Annotated in this window: 19 protein-coding genes; 8 read left to right on the top strand and 11 right to left on the bottom strand. The window is 62.3% G+C overall.

Translation table 11 applies throughout. From position 1 onward, the window contains the following. Positions 1 to 87: 87 nt before the first annotated feature. Positions 88 to 1,653: an amino acid permease gene (locus F2P47_RS09450; RefSeq protein ID WP_246176815.1), complete on the bottom strand. Its 1,566-nt coding sequence runs from the start codon at positions 1,651 to 1,653 to the stop codon at positions 88 to 90. A 416-nt stretch (positions 1,654 to 2,069) separates the two neighbouring features. Here F2P47_RS09450 and F2P47_RS09445 point away from each other — a divergent pair, with 416 nt between their 5' ends. Continuing rightward, on the top strand, positions 2,070 to 2,993 hold the full coding sequence (locus tag F2P47_RS09445; RefSeq protein WP_204886606.1) for a division plane positioning ATPase MipZ: 924 nt from the start codon (positions 2,070 to 2,072) through the stop codon (positions 2,991 to 2,993). Here F2P47_RS09445 and F2P47_RS09440 read toward each other — a convergent pair. After that, positions 2,990 to 4,864: a D-alanyl-D-alanine carboxypeptidase gene (locus F2P47_RS09440; protein ID WP_152216104.1), complete on the bottom strand. Its 1,875-nt coding sequence runs from the start codon at positions 4,862 to 4,864 to the stop codon at positions 2,990 to 2,992. The two genes, F2P47_RS09445 and F2P47_RS09440, sit on opposite strands and share 4 nt — an antisense overlap. Before the next feature lie 457 nt (positions 4,865 to 5,321). Here F2P47_RS09440 and clpS point away from each other — a divergent pair, with 457 nt between their 5' ends. From clpS to F2P47_RS09420, 4 genes are all read left to right on the top strand, one after another. Continuing rightward, positions 5,322 to 5,651, top strand: coding sequence for an ATP-dependent Clp protease adapter ClpS (clpS, locus tag F2P47_RS09435; RefSeq protein WP_152216103.1), 330 nt, complete (start codon positions 5,322 to 5,324; stop codon positions 5,649 to 5,651). A 70-nt stretch (positions 5,652 to 5,721) separates the two neighbouring features. Further along, a complete protein-coding gene (gene clpA, locus F2P47_RS09430; RefSeq protein ID WP_152216102.1) occupies positions 5,722 to 8,109 on the top strand; it encodes an ATP-dependent Clp protease ATP-binding subunit ClpA in 2,388 nt (795 codons plus the stop codon). Continuing rightward, positions 8,106 to 8,489: a hypothetical protein gene (locus tag F2P47_RS09425; RefSeq protein ID WP_152216101.1), complete on the top strand. Its 384-nt coding sequence runs from the start codon at positions 8,106 to 8,108 to the stop codon at positions 8,487 to 8,489. The genes clpA and F2P47_RS09425 overlap by 4 nt, the downstream gene beginning before the upstream one ends. A 50-nt stretch (positions 8,490 to 8,539) precedes the next feature. After that, positions 8,540 to 8,905, top strand: a complete 366-nt coding sequence (locus F2P47_RS09420; protein WP_152216100.1) for a VOC family protein — start codon at positions 8,540 to 8,542, stop codon at positions 8,903 to 8,905. Positions 8,906 to 8,970: 65 nt separating this feature from the next. Here the strand turns inward: F2P47_RS09420 and F2P47_RS09415 are convergent, their stop codons facing one another. The 5 genes from F2P47_RS09415 to F2P47_RS09395 all read right to left on the bottom strand — a co-directional run bounded on the left by F2P47_RS09415 (position 8,971) and on the right by F2P47_RS09395 (position 12,621). Next, positions 8,971 to 9,396: an HIT family protein gene (locus F2P47_RS09415; protein WP_152216099.1), complete on the bottom strand. Its 426-nt coding sequence runs from the start codon at positions 9,394 to 9,396 to the stop codon at positions 8,971 to 8,973. A 2-nt stretch (positions 9,397 to 9,398) separates the two neighbouring features. Beyond that, on the bottom strand, positions 9,399 to 10,610 hold the full coding sequence (locus tag F2P47_RS09410; RefSeq protein WP_152216098.1) for a GNAT family N-acetyltransferase: 1,212 nt from the start codon (positions 10,608 to 10,610) through the stop codon (positions 9,399 to 9,401). Positions 10,611 to 10,734: 124 nt separating this feature from the next. Continuing rightward, positions 10,735 to 11,202 carry a RidA family protein gene (locus tag F2P47_RS09405; RefSeq protein ID WP_152216097.1) on the bottom strand — a complete coding sequence of 156 codons (468 nt, stop codon included), beginning with the start codon at positions 11,200 to 11,202 and terminating at the stop codon, positions 10,735 to 10,737. Positions 11,203 to 11,287: 85 nt separating this feature from the next. Further along, on the bottom strand, positions 11,288 to 11,551 hold the full coding sequence (locus F2P47_RS09400; RefSeq protein ID WP_152216096.1) for a hypothetical protein: 264 nt from the start codon (positions 11,549 to 11,551) through the stop codon (positions 11,288 to 11,290). Between the two features lie 98 nt (positions 11,552 to 11,649). Continuing rightward, on the bottom strand, positions 11,650 to 12,621 hold the full coding sequence (locus F2P47_RS09395; protein ID WP_152216095.1) for a 2-hydroxyacid dehydrogenase: 972 nt from the start codon (positions 12,619 to 12,621) through the stop codon (positions 11,650 to 11,652). 109 nt (positions 12,622 to 12,730) lie between these two features. On the opposite strand from F2P47_RS09395, the gene F2P47_RS09390 reads away from it, so the two are divergent. Further along, complete coding sequence (locus tag F2P47_RS09390) at positions 12,731 to 13,618, top strand: EipB family protein (protein WP_152216094.1); 888 nt, start codon at positions 12,731 to 12,733, stop codon at positions 13,616 to 13,618. A 14-nt stretch (positions 13,619 to 13,632) separates the two neighbouring features. Continuing rightward, positions 13,633 to 14,217: a glutathione S-transferase family protein gene (locus tag F2P47_RS09385; RefSeq protein ID WP_152216188.1), complete on the top strand. Its 585-nt coding sequence runs from the start codon at positions 13,633 to 13,635 to the stop codon at positions 14,215 to 14,217. Here F2P47_RS09385 and F2P47_RS09380 read toward each other — a convergent pair. The 4 genes from F2P47_RS09380 to F2P47_RS09365 are packed head-to-tail and all read right to left on the bottom strand — an operon-like array spanning position 14,207 to position 17,387. After that, positions 14,207 to 15,481, bottom strand: coding sequence for a DNA polymerase IV (locus tag F2P47_RS09380; RefSeq protein ID WP_152216093.1), 1,275 nt, complete (start codon positions 15,479 to 15,481; stop codon positions 14,207 to 14,209). The genes F2P47_RS09385 and F2P47_RS09380 overlap by 11 nt on opposite strands. Further along, positions 15,478 to 16,395, bottom strand: a complete 918-nt coding sequence (locus F2P47_RS09375; protein ID WP_152216092.1) for an ROK family protein — start codon at positions 16,393 to 16,395, stop codon at positions 15,478 to 15,480. The genes F2P47_RS09380 and F2P47_RS09375 overlap by 4 nt, the downstream gene beginning before the upstream one ends. 3 nt (positions 16,396 to 16,398) lie before the next feature. After that, on the bottom strand, positions 16,399 to 17,112 hold the full coding sequence (locus tag F2P47_RS09370) for a hypothetical protein (protein WP_152216091.1): 714 nt from the start codon (positions 17,110 to 17,112) through the stop codon (positions 16,399 to 16,401). Continuing rightward, complete coding sequence (locus F2P47_RS09365) at positions 17,109 to 17,387, bottom strand: DUF3572 domain-containing protein (RefSeq protein ID WP_152216090.1); 279 nt, start codon at positions 17,385 to 17,387, stop codon at positions 17,109 to 17,111. Before F2P47_RS09365 ends, F2P47_RS09370 begins: the two co-directional genes overlap by 4 nt. 208 nt (positions 17,388 to 17,595) lie before the next feature. Between F2P47_RS09365 and F2P47_RS09360 the strand changes: the two genes are divergently transcribed. Next, on the top strand, positions 17,596 to 17,961 hold the full coding sequence (locus F2P47_RS09360; RefSeq protein WP_152216089.1) for a response regulator: 366 nt from the start codon (positions 17,596 to 17,598) through the stop codon (positions 17,959 to 17,961). The last annotated feature ends 8 nt before the right edge of the window (positions 17,962 to 17,969 follow it).

Raw genomic sequence — 17,969 nt, 5'->3', positions numbered from 1 at the left:
CTGCGGGTTTGGATAGCCCGCTCGAACCGCCAAGGGCGTCAGGCCGGTGAGACCTGACGCCCTCTCATGCGGCTAGAATCTGAAACGTCAGACTTTCGTGGTCTCGCCGACAGCGGCTTCCGCCGCCTTGATGTTGGCGAGACGTTCGGCGGCAAGTTCGCCGGTGGGCGGACCCTGGAAGCGCCGGTTTTCGAAGATCACCCAGACGATAGCCGTCAGGATGAGAAAGCCGACTGTGATGTTGAGCGCCCAGTCGTTCGGCGGCTGTACGCCGATGATGAAGATCAGGACGATCGACGCAATCGAAAGTAGTGCGACGAGCGAGTATGCCGCACGACCGATATTCCATGGGCCCATTTTCGGCCACTTCGACGTTCCGTAGGCGAAGAGACCGAGCGTGATCGGGATCGCGAAGGAGAAGAAGAGGAAGATGACCGTGCAGGACACGACGATGGCGTAAGCCGATGTGCCCGCGATGGAGACGACCGTGGAGCCCCAGACGAAGAGCACGGAGAGAGTCGCGCCGACCCAGATCGCAGCCACCGGCGTCCGGTGCTTCGGCGAGACTTTCGAGAGGATCTTCGAGAAGGGAAGGCCGCCGTCGCGCGAGAAGGCGAAGATCATGCGCGAAGCGGAGGTCACCGTTGCCAGGCCGCAGAGGAGCTGCGAGATGAAGATGGCGACGTAGAGGACTTCCTTCAGGCCAGCCGGGACGCGCGCGTCCATGGCCCAGAAGAAGACGTTCCAGCCTTGTTTGGCTGCATCGTCCATGTTCGGAATGAGCAGCACGAAGGAACAGAGCATGATGTAGCCGAAGACGGCCGACCAGATCACCGAACGCACCATGCCGCGCGGAACGGCGTGCGCCGCCTTCACGGTTTCTTCCGATGTATGCGCCGAGGCGTCATAGCCGGTGATGGTGTAGATCGGCAGCAGCAGACCGAGCAGGAATACCCAGTTGTTGGAGACCTGCGGCCAGACGCCGCCACCGACGTCGCCCGAATAGTTGTGGAACGTGAAGAGGCGGGAGAAGTCCCAGCTCTCCGCGAAGATGAAGCAGACGATCGTGAGCGCAATGGCGGTCGCGAAGATGAGGTAGCCGGAAAAGTCGGTCAGCATCGCCGTAAGTTTGATGCCGTAATGGTTGATGAGCGCCATCGCGCCGGTGACGATGACAAGGAAGATCATCTGATTCGTTAGTGTGCCCTCAATTCCCAGCGCTGGTCCGAAGGCGCCGACGAAGAAGGTCCATGTGCCGACATTGATGGCGCCGAGAACGGTGATGAGGCCGAGCAGGTTGAACCAGGCGGTCACCCAGCCGGTGAAGCGGTTGCCGAGGAGTGAGCCCCAGTGATAGAGACCGCCGGCCGTCGGATAGGCCGAGCTGATCTGCGCCATGGCGAGAGCGAAGACGCCGGAGATGGCGCAGCCGAGCGGCCAGCCCACGCCGATGCCGAAGCCGCCAGCACCCGACGTCGCTTGGGCGAGCGAATTGATGCCGCCGGACAGAATACAGATGATGGAAAAGGAAATCGCGAAGTTCGAGAAACCACCCATCGAGCGGCTCAGCTCCTGCGCATATCCCATGTCATGCAGAATCTTGACGTCTTCGGAAATGTCGCCAGCCCCTGGCGAATTCGGATTTGCAGTCATCGTCCCCTCATTTTCGTTCAAAATGTTTTGCGTCGGAGGATCGACGATCCACCGCTTAAACCACAGAACGGGAAGACGACGCGCAGCCGTTTAGTCCCCGGCTTTCACCGATGGACCATACGTTTCTCCATATTTCTCAGTCTGAATTGCAACAGCGTCATCATCTGCGGCCCCCCTTGGCGAAACCGCGCGGACTTCCCGCAAGAAGTCTGCACGGTTTTGCCTGCCGTTTCATCAGGATTATTAAATGGGCAAGGTCTGATTTTGAGAATGCTGTTAATCGCATTATCAGAAGGGTGTGAGGGATTCGGGGTTGGCGGGCGGCGCGATTGACGCGGGACAGCCGAACCCACACTCTGCTACAGATTCATCAGGCGTACAGGTACGGGGCGATGACGGAGACGATGCCGGAGGCTATGCCGGACAAAGGTTCAGCCCATATTGTGGTGCTGGGCAACGAAAAGGGCGGGTCGGGCAAGACGACGACGGCCATGCATCTGATTGCGCTGCTGCTCCATGAGGGCGCGCGGGTCGGGTCCATGGACCTCGACAGCCGGCAACGCTCGCTTACCCGCTATGTGGAAAACCGCAAGGCCTGGGCCGAGGCGAATGGCGTCAATCTCGTCATGCCGGATCATGTCGTCATTCCGCGCTCGGATGCGGACACGGTCAGCGAAGCGCAGGCGATAGAGCGGGCGGCCTTCGAATCGGAGTTCAACCGGCTGGCGGCCAACAATGACTTCATCGTGATCGACTGCCCGGGCGCCGACTCATATCTGTCACGACTTGGCCACGCCAATGCCGATACGCTCATCACCCCGATGAATGACAGCTTTGTCGATTTCGACCTTCTGGGCCGTGTCGATCCGCAGAGCTGGAAGATCAAGGGCCCCAGCGTCTATAGCGAAATGGTCTGGGAGAGCCGCAAGCGCCGCGTCATGCGCGATGGCGGCAAGATCGACTGGGTTGTGATGAGAAACCGTCTGTCGTCGCTTGCCGCCAAGAACAAGCGGCGCGTCGAGGGAGTCCTGGAGGCGCTGGCCACTCGCATCGGCTTCCGGCTCGCACCGGGCGTTGGCGAGCGTGTGATCTTCCGTGAAATGTTTCCCTCCGGCCTGACGCTGCTCGATCTCCGTCAGGAGGGCGTCGAGGCACAGATGTCGATGTCTCATGTCGCTGCACGAGCGGAGGTGAGGGCGCTTCTGGATGTGCTCGATCTGCCAATGCCGGCAGCGCGGGCCGATAAGCTGGTGGCCGAAACAGCGCCCGAGGCTCAGGCGGAATCGGCGTCATCCTCTGAAGAGGCCGCGGACGAAGCCACGGGCTCCAACGCGGGTTAGCCCTGCTGCTTTTCTCTGGTCGAGCCCTTGGGCATCGCCCAATTGGCCGGCGGGATCGCGATGCAGGAAATGCTCTCACGGGCGAGGCGGCCGCAGGCATTGCGGGCCTCGCGTTCGTCGTCAAATCCGGCGAAGCGGGAACGATAGAGCGTGCGATTATCCGCCGTCTTGACCGCGAGCGTCACCGGAACAGCCTTGCCGAGTTCCGGCGCGGCCTTGATCGCGGAACGGATGCGATCAACCGCATCGGCCTGATCTGCATAGGCGCCGATCTGGATAACCCAAGAACCCTCCGGAATAAGCGGGTCGCCGGCACGCCAGCCATGGTTCGTGCGCGCAAGGATGGGATTGGCCGTCGCCTGGCTGAGGTCGATTTTCTGGCCGGTGGCCAATTGCGTCGCCTGATTGCCTTCGCTGGCCTGCGCGGGCGTTACGATCAGGCCGCCGATTTCGCGACTGGCGGTCCTCACCGGGCCTTCAGCCTTGTGCAGCGCCGCAAGCGCATAGGCCGTGGCGCGGTCGATGGGGGCCGAGGCGGTACGCGTTGCCGCGACGGGCGCGGCCGGTGCCGGTGCTGCTGCCGCCGCCGCAACAACGGGGCGCGGTGCAGGGATGATCGCCGGAGCAGCGGGCTCGATGGAAGCGACGCGTTGTGGCGCGGGCTCCGCGTTCAGCACGGCCGCCGGCGTGGAGGGGGCAGGTGTGCCGATGGCGGCCGACTGAACCACCGTCGCGGGCTTCGCGGGCGTCACGACCGGACGCGTCGTTTCGACGAGCGGCTGTGCGGGTGCAGGGGCGGTCAGGCTCGCAACCTGGTCGGTGCCCGTATAGGATTCTTCATCCGGATCCGGCTCGTCGCGGGAAGCGAGCGAAGCCAGCGCCAGACGGTCGCTATCCGAAACGCCCGTGGCCTTGGTAGCCGGGCGCGGAGCAGCGGCGGAGGCGACGCGCGTACCAGTGTCGCGCATGGCTATAGCGCTCGGCATGGCGCGGTCGAGGATCGACACCATCTGCAGATCGCGGGCACGCGATGTCTTGCCGCCGAGCACGACGCCGATGAGAGACTTGTTGTCGCGTTTGACGGTCGTCGTGAGGTTGAAGCCGGAGGCGGCGGTATAGCCGGTCTTGAGTCCCGTCACGCCTTCATATTTGCCGAGCAGGTGATTGTGGTTCCTGATGACCATGCCGTTCCAGGCGAATTCCTCGGTGCTGAAATAGCGGAAATACTGAGGGAAGTCGGTCTGCATGCGCTTCGCCAGCATGGCCTGATCGCGGGCCGTGGTGAGCTGACCCCTGTTGGGCAGGCCCGAAGCATTCATGTATTGGGTGCGGCTCATGCCGAGTGCGCGGGCCTTCGCCGTCATCAGGCGGGCGAAGTCTTTCTCTGTGCCGCCCATATATTCGCCGAGGGCGACCGCTACATCGTTCGCTGATTTCGTGACCAGCGCGAGGATCGCATCCTCGACGCGAATGGTCTGGCCAGGCCGGATGCCGAGGCGCGAGGGCGCCTGGTTGGCTGCATGAGTCGAAATAGGAACGCGCGAATTGAGCGAGATCTTGCCCTGTTGCAGGCGCTCGAACAGCAGATAAAGCGTCATCACCTTGGTCAACGACGCAGGGTAGGTCTGAGCGTCGGCGTTGCTCGAATAGAGGACGCGGCCGGAATAGGCGTCGATGACGAACGACGCTGCGGTGGGCGTGAAGCCTCCGCCCGCGCTCTGTCGGTGGTGGTGCTTCTTGGTCTTGGCTTCCGCGACGGTCGAGAACGCCAGACACGCAACGAGGACGGCGCAGAGGACTGCCATGCTCTGGCGGCGCAGCCTGGAAAAGCCGCGGCCTGACGGTGCAATCGCGAGTGCAGACGAAAACATACCCCGATGACCCCTTCATTCAGCCTGCCCCTGCCGGACAAGCAAGGCGAATACGCAACGCCACCTTGCGAATACTCTACCCGCTGCGAGTCGCCTTGTGAATCCCTCGTAACCATGAAAACGTCAAAAAAACGTCGAGATTCCCGTGACTTGGACAAGTTTTGCCCAAATTGAACCACCTTGGCGGCGCCGTCTCTGTTTGTTGGCGCCGCGACGGAGAGGCACATCCGACTCAGCATATGATCAATTTCAGCGGAAGCTGTTCCGCATCTTGTTTGCGCCAGGTCGATTAACGCCCGGTCATTGCGATGGATCGGGCTTTGAAATTGTCGAATTTGGCTTATCTAATAGGAGAGCCGGGAAAGAGCTTCCCGGCCTGGATTGAAGGTCGAACGTCGAAATCCGGCTTGCCGGGATGGGAGATTGGCCGGTTTGAGTGATTTGGCAGGATCGGGGCATGTCTGACGACACGCGGCGGGGAGATGACGAGGGTACGAATACCGGCGTCATCTCGAAAACGAAGCCGAAAACGAAAAAGCCCTCTTTGTACAAGGTGCTTCTGCTGAACGACGACTACACGCCGATGGAGTTCGTGGTTCTGGTTCTCGAGCACTTCTTCAACAAGGGGCGGGAAGATGCGACCCGGATCATGCTGCATGTGCATCAGCACGGCGTCGGAATCTGCGGTCTCTATACGTATGAGGTTGCGGAGACGAAGGTCACCCAGGTCATGGATTTCGCACGGCAGCACCAACATCCGCTGCAATGCACGATGGAGAGAGAGTAACATTTAGAGCGCTTGTTTAAGTCACTCGTTGAGTCACTGGGCTGACGCGCAGCGGAAGGAAAGGTCTTAAGTGCCGACATTTTCACGCAGTCTGGAGGAAGGCCTACATCGGGCACTGGCGCTGGCCAATGACCGTAACCACGAATATGCGACGCTCGAGCATCTGTTGCTGGCCTTGCTCGACGATTCCGACGCCGCCGCCGTCATGCGCGCCTGCAATGTCGATCTGGGCGTCCTTCGTCAGCAGCTCACCAATTACATAGACAATGAGTTGTCGAGCCTTGTCGTCGATGACGGCGAGGATTCGAAGCCGACGGCCGGCTTCCAGCGCGTGATCCAGCGCGCGGTGATTCATGTCCAGTCGTCAGGCCGCGACGAGGTGACGGGCGCCAATGTGCTGGTCGCCATGTTCGCCGAGCGCGAGAGCCATGCCGCCTATTTCCTGCAGGAGCAGGACATGACGCGCTACGACGCCGTGAACTACATCAGCCACGGCATCGCCAAGCGCGCGGAGATGAACGAGCAGCGCCCTGTGCGCGGCGCGTCGGAAGGCGAGGGCGAACCCCGCGAGAAGCCGAAGGGCGGCAAGGAGCGCTCGACCGAGGCGCTCGACGCCTATTGCGTCAATCTCAATGAGAAGGCGAAGGCGGGCAAGATCGACCCGCTGATCGGGCGCGAGAAGGAAGTTGAGCGCACGATCCAGATCCTCTGCCGCCGCTCGAAGAACAATCCGCTCTTCGTGGGCGATCCGGGCGTCGGCAAGACAGCCATTGCCGAGGGCCTCGCGCGCCGCATCGTCAAGGGCGAGGTGCCCGGGGTGCTGCTCAATGCGACGATCTTCTCGCTCGACATGGGCACGCTGCTCGCGGGCACGCGCTATCGCGGCGATTTCGAGGAACGCATCAAGGCGGTCATCAAGGAACTCGAAGCCTATCCGGGCGCGATCATGTTCATCGACGAGATCCACACGGTGATCGGCGCAGGCGCCACATCGGGCGGCGCGATGGATGCGTCGAACCTGCTGAAGCCGGCGCTGGCCAGCGGCACGCTGCGCTGCATCGGCTCGACCACCTATAAGGAGTACCGCCAGCACTTCGAGAAGGACCGGGCGCTCGTCCGCCGCTTCCAGAAGATCGACGTGGCGGAGCCGACGGTGCCGGACTCGATCAAGATTCTGAAGGGTCTGAAGCCTTACTATGAGGACTTCCACAAGGTCCGCTATACCAACGATGCCATCAAGTCGGCTGTCGAGCTGTCGGCGAAGTACATGCACGACCGCAAGCTGCCCGACAAGGCGATCGACGTTATTGACGAGGCGGGCGCCTCGCAGATGCTGCTGCCGGAATCGCGCCGCAAGAAAACCATCGGCGTGACAGAGATCGAAAGCGTCGTCGCGACCATGGCGCGCATTCCGCCAAAGTCCGTGTCGAAGACCGATACCGAAAAGCTGAAAGACCTCGACAAGGAGCTGAAGCGTGTCGTCTTCGGTCAGGACAAGGCGATCGACGCGCTTGCCGCCTCGATCAAGCTTGCCCGCGCCGGATTGCGCGAGGCGGAAAAGCCGATCGGGTCCTATCTCTTCTCCGGTCCCACGGGCGTCGGCAAGACGGAGGTCGCGCGTCAGCTTGCCTCCATCCTGGGCGTCGAGATGCTGCGCTTCGACATGTCGGAATATATGGAGCGGCACACCGTCTCCCGCCTCATCGGCGCGCCGCCCGGCTATGTCGGCTTCGATCAGGGCGGCCTGCTTACCGATGGAGTGGATCAGCATCCGCATTGCGTGCTGCTGCTCGACGAAATCGAGAAGGCGCATCCCGACCTCTTCAACATCCTGTTGCAGGTCATGGATCACGGCAAGCTGACCGACCATAACGGCAAGAAGATCGATTTCCGCAATGTCGTCCTCATTATGACGACCAATGCGGGCGCGTCGGAAGCGGCGAAGAACGCCATCGGCTTCGGCGCCGGCAAGCGCGTCGGCGAGGACGAGGATGCGATCAAGCGGCTCTTCACGCCGGAGTTCCGCAATCGTCTCGACGCGGTCATTCCCTTCGCGCCCCTGTCGTCGGACGTCATCGCGAACGTGGTCGAGAAGTTCGTGCTGCAACTCGACGCGCAGCTTGCCGACCGCAACGTGACCATCTCGCTGACGCCGGAAGCGAACAAGTGGCTCGCCACGCGCGGCTATGACGACCTGATGGGCGCGCGGCCTCTCGCCCGCGTCATTCAGGAGGCCATCAAGAAGCCGCTCGCCGACGAAGTTCTGTTCGGCCGCCTCATCAAGGGCGGGCATGTCACAGTCAAGGTGGATGACGAAGAAGATACGCTGGTCTTCGACATCGAAGAGGCGACGCCCCGGCACCCCGGTTCGCCGAAAAAGCCCGGCGCGCCCAAAAGCGGCGGTGACAATGGCAATGACGGCAGCGCGACGCCCAAGGTTCCGCTTCTCGTCGAATGAGTGACCATACCGATAGCATCAATGCGGCCATGAAGTGTCTCGACGACTTCATGGCCGCTTTCAATGCCCGGGACGTCGTGGCATTTGAGGCGACGTTCAATTTTCCGAGCGTGCGGCTGGCATCAAACACGCTGACGATCATCGAGCCCGGGCATCACAAGCCCTCGATGTTCGACAACTCGCTTGGAGAGGGGTGGCACCACTCGGCATGGGATCGCCGCGAGGTTATCCATGCCGGCCGTGAGAAAGTGCATTTCGATACGCGCTTCACGCGCTATCGTGCTGACGGCAGCGTGATCGGGCACTACGATTCCATTTATGTCGTGACGAACGAAAACGGGCACTGGGGCATCAAGGCGCGATCGAGCTTCGCACCCTGACGGTCCGGACAAGACGGCAACAACCATAAACTGACAGGGAGAACGATCAGATGATCGGATACGTAACGCTCGGCAGCAACGACCGCAAAAAGGCGGGTGCTTTCTATGACGAACTGCTTGGCCTTCTCGGCGCGAAGCGCGTGATGGAGGATGGCGACCGCCTGATCCTCTGGTCGAATGGCGGCCCCATGCTCGGCGTCATCGCGCCCTATGACGGCAATCCGGCCAAGGCCGGCAACGGCAACATGGTGGCCCTTGCCGTCGGCTCGCGCGAGAATGTCGACAAGATCCACGCCAAGGCGCTTGCGCTGGGCGGCTCGGACGAAGGTGCGCCGGGCCTGCGCGGCGGCAATTTCTACGGCGCCTATTTCCGCGATCTCGAAGGCAACAAGATCTGCGCCTTCCATATGGGCTAAGAGCGGAAGCTCTTCATCGTCATGCGCGGACATGAACCGCGCATGACGAATGGAGAGACGAGACGTTAGTGCCTTTCAAGCTCCGCCTTGATCAATTCGGCCTGCTTCTTCAGAACCTCAAAGTCAGCCAGTTCTCGCGCATGCAGCTTCAGGTCCGCGCCGCTCCAGCGGGGGATGACGTGCATGTGGATGTGGAAGACGGTCTGCCCGGCCTCCGCGCCGTTCAACTGTGCGATCATCAGTCCCGGCGCTTTGATCGCCCGCTTGACCGCGGCTGCGACTTTCTGCGTTGCCTGAATCAGGCTCGCGGCGTCATCGGGCGGAAGGTCGAAAATGTTTTCTGCGGCCATCTTCGGGATCACCAGCGTATGTCCCTCGGACTGCGGCATCACGTCCATGAAGGCGATGTTGCGCTCATCCTCATAGACCTTGAAGCAGGGAGCCTCGCCGCGAAGGATTTTCGCGAAAATATTGTTGTTGTCGTAGGCCATTCTCAGAAATCGTCCTCTTGCATATCCGCACCGGCGGCGTCAGATGCGAGATGGTGCCTGAAGGGCGAATATTCGCCAAGGGCCTCGACATCGCGATCCACGTAAATCCGCTCGCGCTCCAGATAATCGGCAACGGCCTCACGGAAGGCGGCATTGGCGATCCAGTGCGCGCTGTAGGTTCTGGAGGGCAGGTAGCCTCGCGCGAGCTTGTGTTCGCCTTGCGCGCCAGCTTCCACGCGGGAGAGCCCGCGGCTGATGGCGAAGTCGATCGCCTGATAGTAGCAGCATTCGAAATGCAGGAACGGGTGATGCTCCACCGCGCCCCAGTTCCGCCCGAAGAGAACGTCGCCACCAATGAAGTTGAGCGCGCCCGCGACGTAGCGGCCAGCACGCTTCGCCATGACGAGCAACGTCTGCTCGGGCATGCGCTCGTTGATGAGGCTGAAGAATTCGCGCGTGAGATAGGGGCTGCCCCATTTGCGGCTGCCGGTATCCATATAGAACGCATAGAAGGCGTCCCAGTGATCTTCGGTGAGGTCGGAACCCGTCATCCATTCGATTTCGACACCGTTTTCCAGTGCGCGTTCGCGCTCCTTGCGGATCATCTTGCGCTTGCGCGAGGAGAGGTCCGCGAGGAAGTCGTCGAATGTCGCGTAGCCGCGATTGTGCCAATGGAATTGCTGGTCGAGGCGCTGCAGGCAACCCTGCGCGCCAAGCCGCGCCCATTGCCGCTCCGGCAGGAAGGTCCAGTGGATGGACGATACGCCCATGCGCCGCGCAACCTCGATTGCGCCCGCAAGCAGCTGATCTTCCGCCGCCTCCCGGCCCGGCCCCGCAGGCGTCAGCAGGCGCGGGCCCGTTGCGGGTGTGAAGGGAACCGACACCTGCAACTTCGGATAGTAGTTTCCGCCCGCGCGCTGATAGGCGTCGGCCCAGCCATGGTCGAAGACGTATTCGCCGCGGCTATGGCTCTTCAGATACATCGGCATGGCGCCCGCGAGCCCGCCGCAACCATCTTCGAGGAGCAGATGATAGGGCGCCCAGCCCGTGCGCCGCGTGGCCGAGCCGCTATCTTCAAGTGCGCTCAGAAAGGCATGGGAGACAAAGGGATTGAAAGGCTCGTCGGCAGGGTTCGCGCAAGCATCCCACGCCGCCGGATCGACGGCGCCGAGGCCTTGCGCGACTTTGATGATGGCTTGTTCGGCGTCACCCATGCGGCGAGTTTAAAGCATGTTTCCATTGCCGTCATGGCCCGGCTTGTCCGGGCCATCCCCGTCTTTCTTGACTGCTTCAAAGACGTGGATGCCCTGCATGAAGCAGGGCATGACGGTGAGGCCTTTATTCAATCTCGAAAATGGCTTCGACCTCGACCGAGATGTCGACCGGGAGGCTCGGCGTGGAAACGGCGGAGCGCGCGTGGCGGCCGGCATCTCCGAAGATTTCGACCATGAGGTCCGACGCGCCGTTGATGACGGCGGGCTGCTGGTTGAACTCAGGCGTCGAGTTGACGAAACCGACAAGCTTCACGCAGCGCTTTACGCGGTCGAGATTGCCGCCGACGGCCTCGCGAAGCTGGGCGATGACGTTGAGCGCGGTGAGGCGGGCGGCCTTGCGGCCTGCTTCGACGTCATGGTCGCGGCCGAGCTTGCCGGCATATTCGACGCCGTTGGGTCCCACCGGTCCCTGACCCGAGATAAAGACGAGGTTGCCAGTGATCACCCAAGGCACGTAGTTCGCCATCGGGGCCGCTGCCTTGGGGAGCACGATTGCGAGTTCCGAAAGCCGCGCGTCGATCCTGCCTGTCATTTCCGTCTCCGCCTCGTTTCATCTCGATGAACAGGAGTAATACCTAATCCGTCGATGCCGATTGGGGAAGGGAAATGAAATTCGTTCAATTGCGCGGGGCCAGGTGCTCGGCGCTGCCTGCCGGGGACATGATGGTATTGTGAGCCGGTGGCTTCATCTGGCTCGACTGAAGCGTTTCAAGGGTAATATTGACGACAATGACGAGCATGAAAACGATCGTCAGTATCGCGAGTGTTTCCCAGAAGGCCTCGACCGGCCCGGACCGATCGTCGGAGCCATGGGATGAGACCGGCTCCTCGCTGCGCGGAGCTGGCAGGGAAGAATATGGCTCAATGTTGCGTTCGGGCATTGCCGGGATCTGCTTGTTGACGCCCGGATAATGCGCGGAATGCGCATAAAAATTCGATGTGGACTCTCGTCGGTCTTTATCAAGGCCGCATCATGCGGTCAGCCTTTCACACGATCCCTCGGTTCCCGGCCCGCGAAGAAGTCGTCGAGGTTGTCCAGCGCGCGGAAGCCCATGGCGTTGCGGGTTTCGAGGGTCGCGCTGCCGAGATGCGGCAGCAGGAAGGCGTTTTCGAGCGTCCGGTAGCGCGGATCGATATTGGGCTCGTTGGCGTAGACGTCGAGACCGATGGCGCGGAGATGCCCCCCCTGAAGCGCCGAAATCAACGCTTCATCGTCCACGATGTCGCCCCGCGCGGTGTTGATCACGATGGCGCCCCTGGGCAGCAGGGCGAGCGTACGGGCGTTGACGAGCAGGCGCGTCTCCGGCGTCGAGGCGCAATGGACGGAGAGGACATCCGAGGCGGCGAAAAGCTCATCCGCGGTCGCGTGGAAATGAGCGCCTTGCTCCTCCGCCGCGTCGAGCCTTTTGCGGTTGTGGTAGTGGATCGTCATGCCGAACGCGCGGGCACGGTGCGCCACCGCCTGGCCGATGCGGCCCATGCCGAGGATGCCGAGCCGCTTGCCTTTGATGTCCGTGCTGAGCATGCCCGTGGGGGCCCAGTTCTTCCATGTGTTGTCGCGGATGGCCGCCATACCCGCCGCCGCACCCCGCGCCGCTCCGAGGATGAGGAGAAGGGCAATGTCCGCCGTCGCGTCGGTCAGCACGTCCGGCGTATTGGTGACGGGGATGCCGCGCGCATCGGCCGCCTTCACGTCGATATGGTCGTAGCCGACCGAGAAACTCGCAATGACGCGAATGGAAGCGGGCAGGCGGACGATCAAGGCGGCATTGACCCTGTCGGCAGGCGTGACCAGAAGCGCATCCTTGCCCTCGGCCCTGGCGACGAGCTCATCCGCCGTTAGCACAGCATCCGTCGGGTTGGTGTCCGCGTCATAGCTTCGGGCAAGCCGCGCCTCGACGTCGGCGGGCAGCTTTCTGGTGACGAGCAGGCGGGGCAGCGAAGTTGGCACGGCGGGCCTCTGGGGTCTGATACCGGATGCTTTGGTTTATCCGATGGGTTGGGGTAGAAAAAGGACTGTCTGGCGGGCGACGGCGACTTCGGAAGGACGATACCCATAAATGTGGGACGGGTTTGGAATTCGGCAGAGGGGCGTCGCAGGCGCGCGCGGCCTCTTCATCGGCGCGGCAGTGGTCGCCCTTGCCCTGGTGGCCATGCTGGTCTGGGCTGCGAAAACGCGAAACGCAGGGCCGGCGCTTGCCATGCAGATGCATCGCGCGGTCTATGACCTGTCCATAGATGCAGCGAAATCGACAGGTGACACCGATGCCGTGTCGGGCCGCATGGTCGTCGAATGGCGAGGCGGCCCGCGCTGCGAAGGCTACACGTCCGAGCAACGCGTCGTGACCAATCTGGGCGATGGTAGCGGCGGCACGACGACCAGCGACATTCGGCTGAGTTCCTGGGAGTCGCTCGACGGCAATGAATTCCGCTTCGACAGGACCGAATATACGGACGGCAAGGTCACGGCTCATGTCAGCGGCCATGCGGTCCGTGAGGATGACCACGTACTGATCGAGGAGCAGGGCAAGGCCGCCGAGAAACTGCCCGAAGATGTGCTGTTTCCCACGGCCTTCAATATCGCATTGTTGAAGGCGGCGGCGGATGGCAAGGGTGTGTTCTCCGGCCCGCTCTTCGACGGTACCCAGGATGGGCCCACCGCCATTACCGCCTTTATCGGCGCGGCAGGCGATGCGCCCATCGATGCGCGCAAGGTCCGCGTCAAGAACAGGGGCGCGGGCGACGCGCTCGCGGCGGTCCATGCCTGGCCGGTGCATATGAGCTATTTCGACAAGGACAATGATGAGCAGGATGGCACGCCGAGCTTCGAAATGGGGTTCCGCATGTTCCCGAACGGCGTCATGAGCTCGCTGGAGATGAATTATGACGATGTGGTCCTGAAGGGGGAGCTCTCCCAAATCGAATATTTCAAGCCGGGGACTTGCTGAGGGAGAGGTGTGTGCTGACGATTTACGGAGATTCGATTTCGGGCAATTGCCACAAGGTGAAATTCGTCTGCGACCGTCTCGGTATTCCCTATCGCTGGATCGAAATGGATATTCTGAGGGGCGAGACGCGGACGCCCGAATTTCTGGCGATGAACCCCGCTGGGCAGGTGCCGACCGTCCGGTTCGAGGATGGCCGGTCGCTCGCGCAGTCTAACGCGATCATGCTTTATCTCGCCGATGGCTCAGACCTCATTCCGGCGGATGCTTTCGACCGCGCACTGATGAATCAATGGCTTTTCTGGGAGCAATACAGTCACGAAACAGCCATCGCGGTGCGCCGCTTTTACGCGCATATCCTGAAGAAGCCGGAAAGCGAGATCGACCCGGCGCTGATGGATAAGGGCAAGCGGGCGCTTGGCGTCATGGAAGGGCATATTGCGACGCGCCGATACTTCGTCGGTGAAAAGCTGACGCTCGCCGATCTTGCGCTCGTCGCCTATACGCGCTTTGCCCATGAGGCGGGTTTCGACCTTGCTGAATTTCCGCATGTGAGGTCGTGGGTCGACCGCGTGAAGGCAGACCTCAACCTCACTTCCTGATCCCGCGCCCTTTGATGATCGCGTCGGCACCGAACCTGGCGCGCACCTTGTCCATCGCCCTTTCGGCGGTGGCGCGCCGCGTCGCGGCTGGATCGAGCATGTCAGGGGGATCGGCGAGTTCGCCTTCGCCGAGTTGCGAAAGGCCGATGCCGAGAAGTCGGAATGCTGTGCCGTCCGCTTCTTTGGCGAGCAGCGGCGCGCCGATGCGATATATCACTTCGGCAAGCTGGGTCGGATCGGGGAGCGTGACGCTCCGTGTTCGCGTCTTGAAGTCGGCGGTCTTGAGTTTCAGCACGACCGTCTGCCCGGAAACGCCCGCCGCCTTGGTGCGCTCCGCCACTTTTTCGCAGAGCGGCCATAAGCGTCGTTCGAGCTCGGCGGCGTCGAAAATGTCGTCGAGGAAAGTCGTTTCGGCGGAAATGCTCTTCGCCACATTGGCGCTCGAAACAGAGCGATCGTCGAGCCCGCGCGAAAGCCGCCAGAGCCGCCGTCCCATGCTGCCGTAGCGCGCCATGAGGTCGCTTTCGTCCATCTTCTGAAGTTGCGAGATGCGGCTGATGCCGTCCCTGGTGAGCTTCTGCTCGAAAGCCTTGCCGACACCCCAGATCAGCGAGACGGGCTTCGTTGCGAGAAAGCCGGGCGCCTCCGCCTCGCCGATCACGGAGAAGCCACGCGGCTTGTCCATGTCCGAGGCGATCTTCGCGAGGAACTTGCAATAGCTGAGGCCCACCGAAACGGTGATGCCGATCTCCTTTTCGACGCGGGCCTGGAGCTTGGCCATGGTGATGGCGGGAGCGGAATGGTGGAGCCGTTCGGTGCCCGTGAGATCGAGAAAGGCTTCGTCGATGGAGAGCGGCTCGACGAGCGGCGTGAGGTCACGCATCATCTGGCGCACTTCGCGCCCGACGCGCGCGTATTTTTCCATGTCCGGGCGAATGACGACGGCTTCGGGGCAGGCCTGCAACGCCTTGAACATCGGCATGGCGGAACGCACGCCGCGAATGCGGGCGATGTAGCAGCAGGTTGAGACAACGCCGCGCTTGCCGCCGCCGATGATGAGCGGCTTGTCGAGAAGCTCGGGGTTATCGCGCTTTTCGACTGACGCATAGAAGGCGTCGCAATCAAGATGCGCGATGCCGAGATCGTGGATTTCCGAGTGAAAGACGAGACGGGGGCGGTTGCAGGCGGGGCAGCGCGTCATGCCCTCCGCGACAGCCGTGAAGCAGTCGCGGCAGAAACCGGGCCGTGGCGCCGCTTCCGTCATGCGATCCCGTCCCCCGACGCACTCTCCGGCCAGAGCCATGCCGCGCCGCGAACGCCGCTCGAGTCGCCATGCATGTTGCGGAGGAGCCTTGTGTCGACGCGATCGGAAAAGACATAAGCGCCCCAACGCGCGGGGACTTCGTCATAGAGCGCGGCCACGTTCGACATGCCGCCGCCAAGCACGATGACATGCGGGTCGATGAGATTGATGACGTGGGACAGTGCGCGGGCCAGGCGGTCGGCATAGCGGCGCAGCGCGAAGCGGGCGGGGCGGCTTCCCGCTTCCGCGGCGGCGACGATTTCCTGCGCCATCAGCGGTTCTTCGCCGGAGGCCGCGTATTCCGCCGCGAAGCCCGGCCCCGAGTTCCAGCTTTCGATGCAGCCCTTCTTGCCGCAGTAGCAGTCCGGGCCGGGGAGTTCGTCGGGCAACATCCAGGGCAGTTGGTTGTGGCCCCACTCGCCTGCGATGGCGTTGGGACCGGAAAGGAGGCGTCCATTGACGACAATGCCGCCGCCGACGCCCGTGCCGAGGATAATGCCGAAGACGCTCGCCGCGCCTGCGCCCGCACCATCCGTCGCCTCCGAGAGCGCAAAACAGTCGGCATCATTGGCGAGGCGCACCTCGCGCCCAAGCGCCGCCTCGAGATCGCGGTCGAAGGGCTTGCCGATGAGATAGGTGCTGTTGGCGTTCTTCACGAGGCCCGTCGCAGGCGAGATCGCGCCCGGCATGCCGATGCCGACCGTGCCGCGAGACTGCGTCTCCTGCTCCAGGGTGGCAACGAGGTCGCGGATCGCGGCAACGGTCGCGTCATAGGTGCCCGGCGTCGCGATACGCTTCCGCGCCAGTTCGCGTCCACCCGCGCCAAGCGCGATGCCTTCGATCTTGGTGCCGCCGAGGTCGATGCCGATACGCATAAATCAGAACCCGTCCTCTTCGAGCCGGGCCGAGATGAAGTCATGCGCCTTTGCCCAGTCGGTCGTGTGGAAATGGCTGTGCTCGGAGGGGCCGAGGAGTTTGGCGAGGCGCTGATCGGCGATGAAATGCACGCGATGCGTCGGCGCATGGGCTGCCGCCACCGAGGCGAGGTTGTGCGGAATATCGTCCAGGAAGACAACCGGCGCCTCGACGATTTCGGCGAGCCGCTTTACCGCGCCGCCCTTGAGACCCTTGTTGGCGATGACGGGGTAGGCCATGCCATGCGCGGCGAGGTTCCGGACGCGCGTTTCCTTTTCCGAGAAGGACACATTGGTCAGCACGACGACCTGTGCGCGGTTGGAAAGCGCGGTGAGCGCCTTCGCTGCGCCGGGTACGGGGATCAGTGAATGTGTGGAGGAGGCGAAGAAGCCCTGCATCAGCGCGGGCATCTCGGACGCGGGGAGGGCCTCGCCCGTGTCCCTGCGCTTGATGTTGCCGGTGAGGGCGAAGCTCTGCAGATCGAGCCAGAGGCCCTGCGTTTCGAGATAGAGCTCGAGCCCGGCAATGAACTGCATCAGCACTTCGTCGCAATCGGAGACGATAATGGGCTTTCCGCGCACGAGGCTCAACGCTTCGATCTGCGGCAGCACCTCCTCGTGCAGCGCGAGCGGATCGAGGCCGCGCAGATGCGGCGTGGCAGGGGCGGTCGTCGTCATGTCCAGTGCACCTCTTCGCCGCCGGGAAGGACCTTGCGCACTATGCCGGGAAGTTCGGGCCGCAGGTCCACCGCATCGCAGAAGGCGAGGAGGCGGGCTTCGTCCATCAGCAGGAAGTCGAGCACACCGCCCAGAATCTCCGGCTCGCCGGCGCGGGCCCGCAGGTCGTCGGGAGCGAGCCCGGTTATGTCGAAAAATGCAAACAGAAGCTCGTCGTCACCGGCGATATGGCCAAGTGCTTGAATGGCAATGATTTCAGCCTGTTCGGGCTTCATCTCAAATCCCGCTCTCCAATAGCTCGTTAAGCATGGCGCAGGTTCGAAACAAAACGCTGCAAATCGACCAGCTCTTTAAAGACTTAGTTAAGGATATTGACGTCATATGGAACGCCAGAGGACCGGGAATCAAGCCCGACCTGCCTTGGGCAGTATCGTGGCGCCGGCCAAATCCGGCAACAGGTGGAGTCTTGGAGCTATGGATGCGATGACCAAGAAAGTTCTGATCGTCGAGGACAATGAGCTCAACATGAAGCTCTTCCACGACCTTCTTGACGCGCACGGCTACGAGACGCTGCAGACCCGCGACGGGATCGAGGCGCTGGAGATCGCGCGCAAGAGCCGCCCCGATCTGATCCTCATGGACATTCAGCTTCCCGAAGTCTCCGGCCTCGAAGTCACCAAGTGGATCAAGGAAGACGACAACCTGCGCTCCATTCCGGTGGTGGCGGTGACCGCCTTCGCCATGAAGGGCGACGAGGAGAAGATCCGCGAGGGAGGGTGCGAGGCCTATATCTCCAAGCCCATCTCCGTGACTCAGTTTCTGGAGACGGTGCAGCGTTTCCTGAGATAAGGGCAGCC

It is taken from the genome of Parvibaculum sedimenti (assembly GCF_009184905.1).
Taxonomy (GTDB): Bacteria; Pseudomonadota; Alphaproteobacteria; order Parvibaculales; family Parvibaculaceae; genus Parvibaculum; species Parvibaculum sedimenti.
This window is presented reverse-complemented; position numbering and strand designations above follow the sequence as displayed.

What these genes read in the sequence shown, in the direction of transcription:
- F2P47_RS09450 (WP_246176815.1), bottom strand. Translation starts at nt 1,653, where the DNA reads ATGACTGCAAATCCGAATTCGCCAGGGGCTGGCGACATTTCCGAAGAC.
- F2P47_RS09445 (WP_204886606.1), top strand. Translation starts at nt 2,070, where the DNA reads ATGCCGGACAAAGGTTCAGCCCATATTGTGGTGCTGGGCAACGAAAAG.
- F2P47_RS09440 (WP_152216104.1), bottom strand. Translation starts at nt 4,864, where the DNA reads ATGTTTTCGTCTGCACTCGCGATTGCACCGTCAGGCCGCGGCTTTTCC.
- clpS (WP_152216103.1), top strand. Translation starts at nt 5,322, where the DNA reads ATGTCTGACGACACGCGGCGGGGAGATGACGAGGGTACGAATACCGGC.
- F2P47_RS09425 (WP_152216101.1), top strand. Translation starts at nt 8,106, where the DNA reads ATGAGTGACCATACCGATAGCATCAATGCGGCCATGAAGTGTCTCGAC.
- F2P47_RS09420 (WP_152216100.1), top strand. Translation starts at nt 8,540, where the DNA reads ATGATCGGATACGTAACGCTCGGCAGCAACGACCGCAAAAAGGCGGGT.
- F2P47_RS09415 (WP_152216099.1), bottom strand. Translation starts at nt 9,396, where the DNA reads ATGGCCTACGACAACAACAATATTTTCGCGAAAATCCTTCGCGGCGAG.
- F2P47_RS09410 (WP_152216098.1), bottom strand. Translation starts at nt 10,610, where the DNA reads ATGGGTGACGCCGAACAAGCCATCATCAAAGTCGCGCAAGGCCTCGGC.
- F2P47_RS09405 (WP_152216097.1), bottom strand. Translation starts at nt 11,202, where the DNA reads ATGACAGGCAGGATCGACGCGCGGCTTTCGGAACTCGCAATCGTGCTC.
- F2P47_RS09400 (WP_152216096.1), bottom strand. Translation starts at nt 11,551, where the DNA reads ATGCCCGAACGCAACATTGAGCCATATTCTTCCCTGCCAGCTCCGCGC.
- F2P47_RS09390 (WP_152216094.1), top strand. Translation starts at nt 12,731, where the DNA reads ATGTGGGACGGGTTTGGAATTCGGCAGAGGGGCGTCGCAGGCGCGCGC.
- F2P47_RS09380 (WP_152216093.1), bottom strand. Translation starts at nt 15,481, where the DNA reads ATGACGGAAGCGGCGCCACGGCCCGGTTTCTGCCGCGACTGCTTCACG.
- F2P47_RS09375 (WP_152216092.1), bottom strand. Translation starts at nt 16,395, where the DNA reads ATGCGTATCGGCATCGACCTCGGCGGCACCAAGATCGAAGGCATCGCG.
- F2P47_RS09370 (WP_152216091.1), bottom strand. Translation starts at nt 17,112, where the DNA reads ATGACGACGACCGCCCCTGCCACGCCGCATCTGCGCGGCCTCGATCCG.
- F2P47_RS09365 (WP_152216090.1), bottom strand. Translation starts at nt 17,387, where the DNA reads ATGAAGCCCGAACAGGCTGAAATCATTGCCATTCAAGCACTTGGCCAT.
- F2P47_RS09360 (WP_152216089.1), top strand. Translation starts at nt 17,596, where the DNA reads ATGACCAAGAAAGTTCTGATCGTCGAGGACAATGAGCTCAACATGAAG.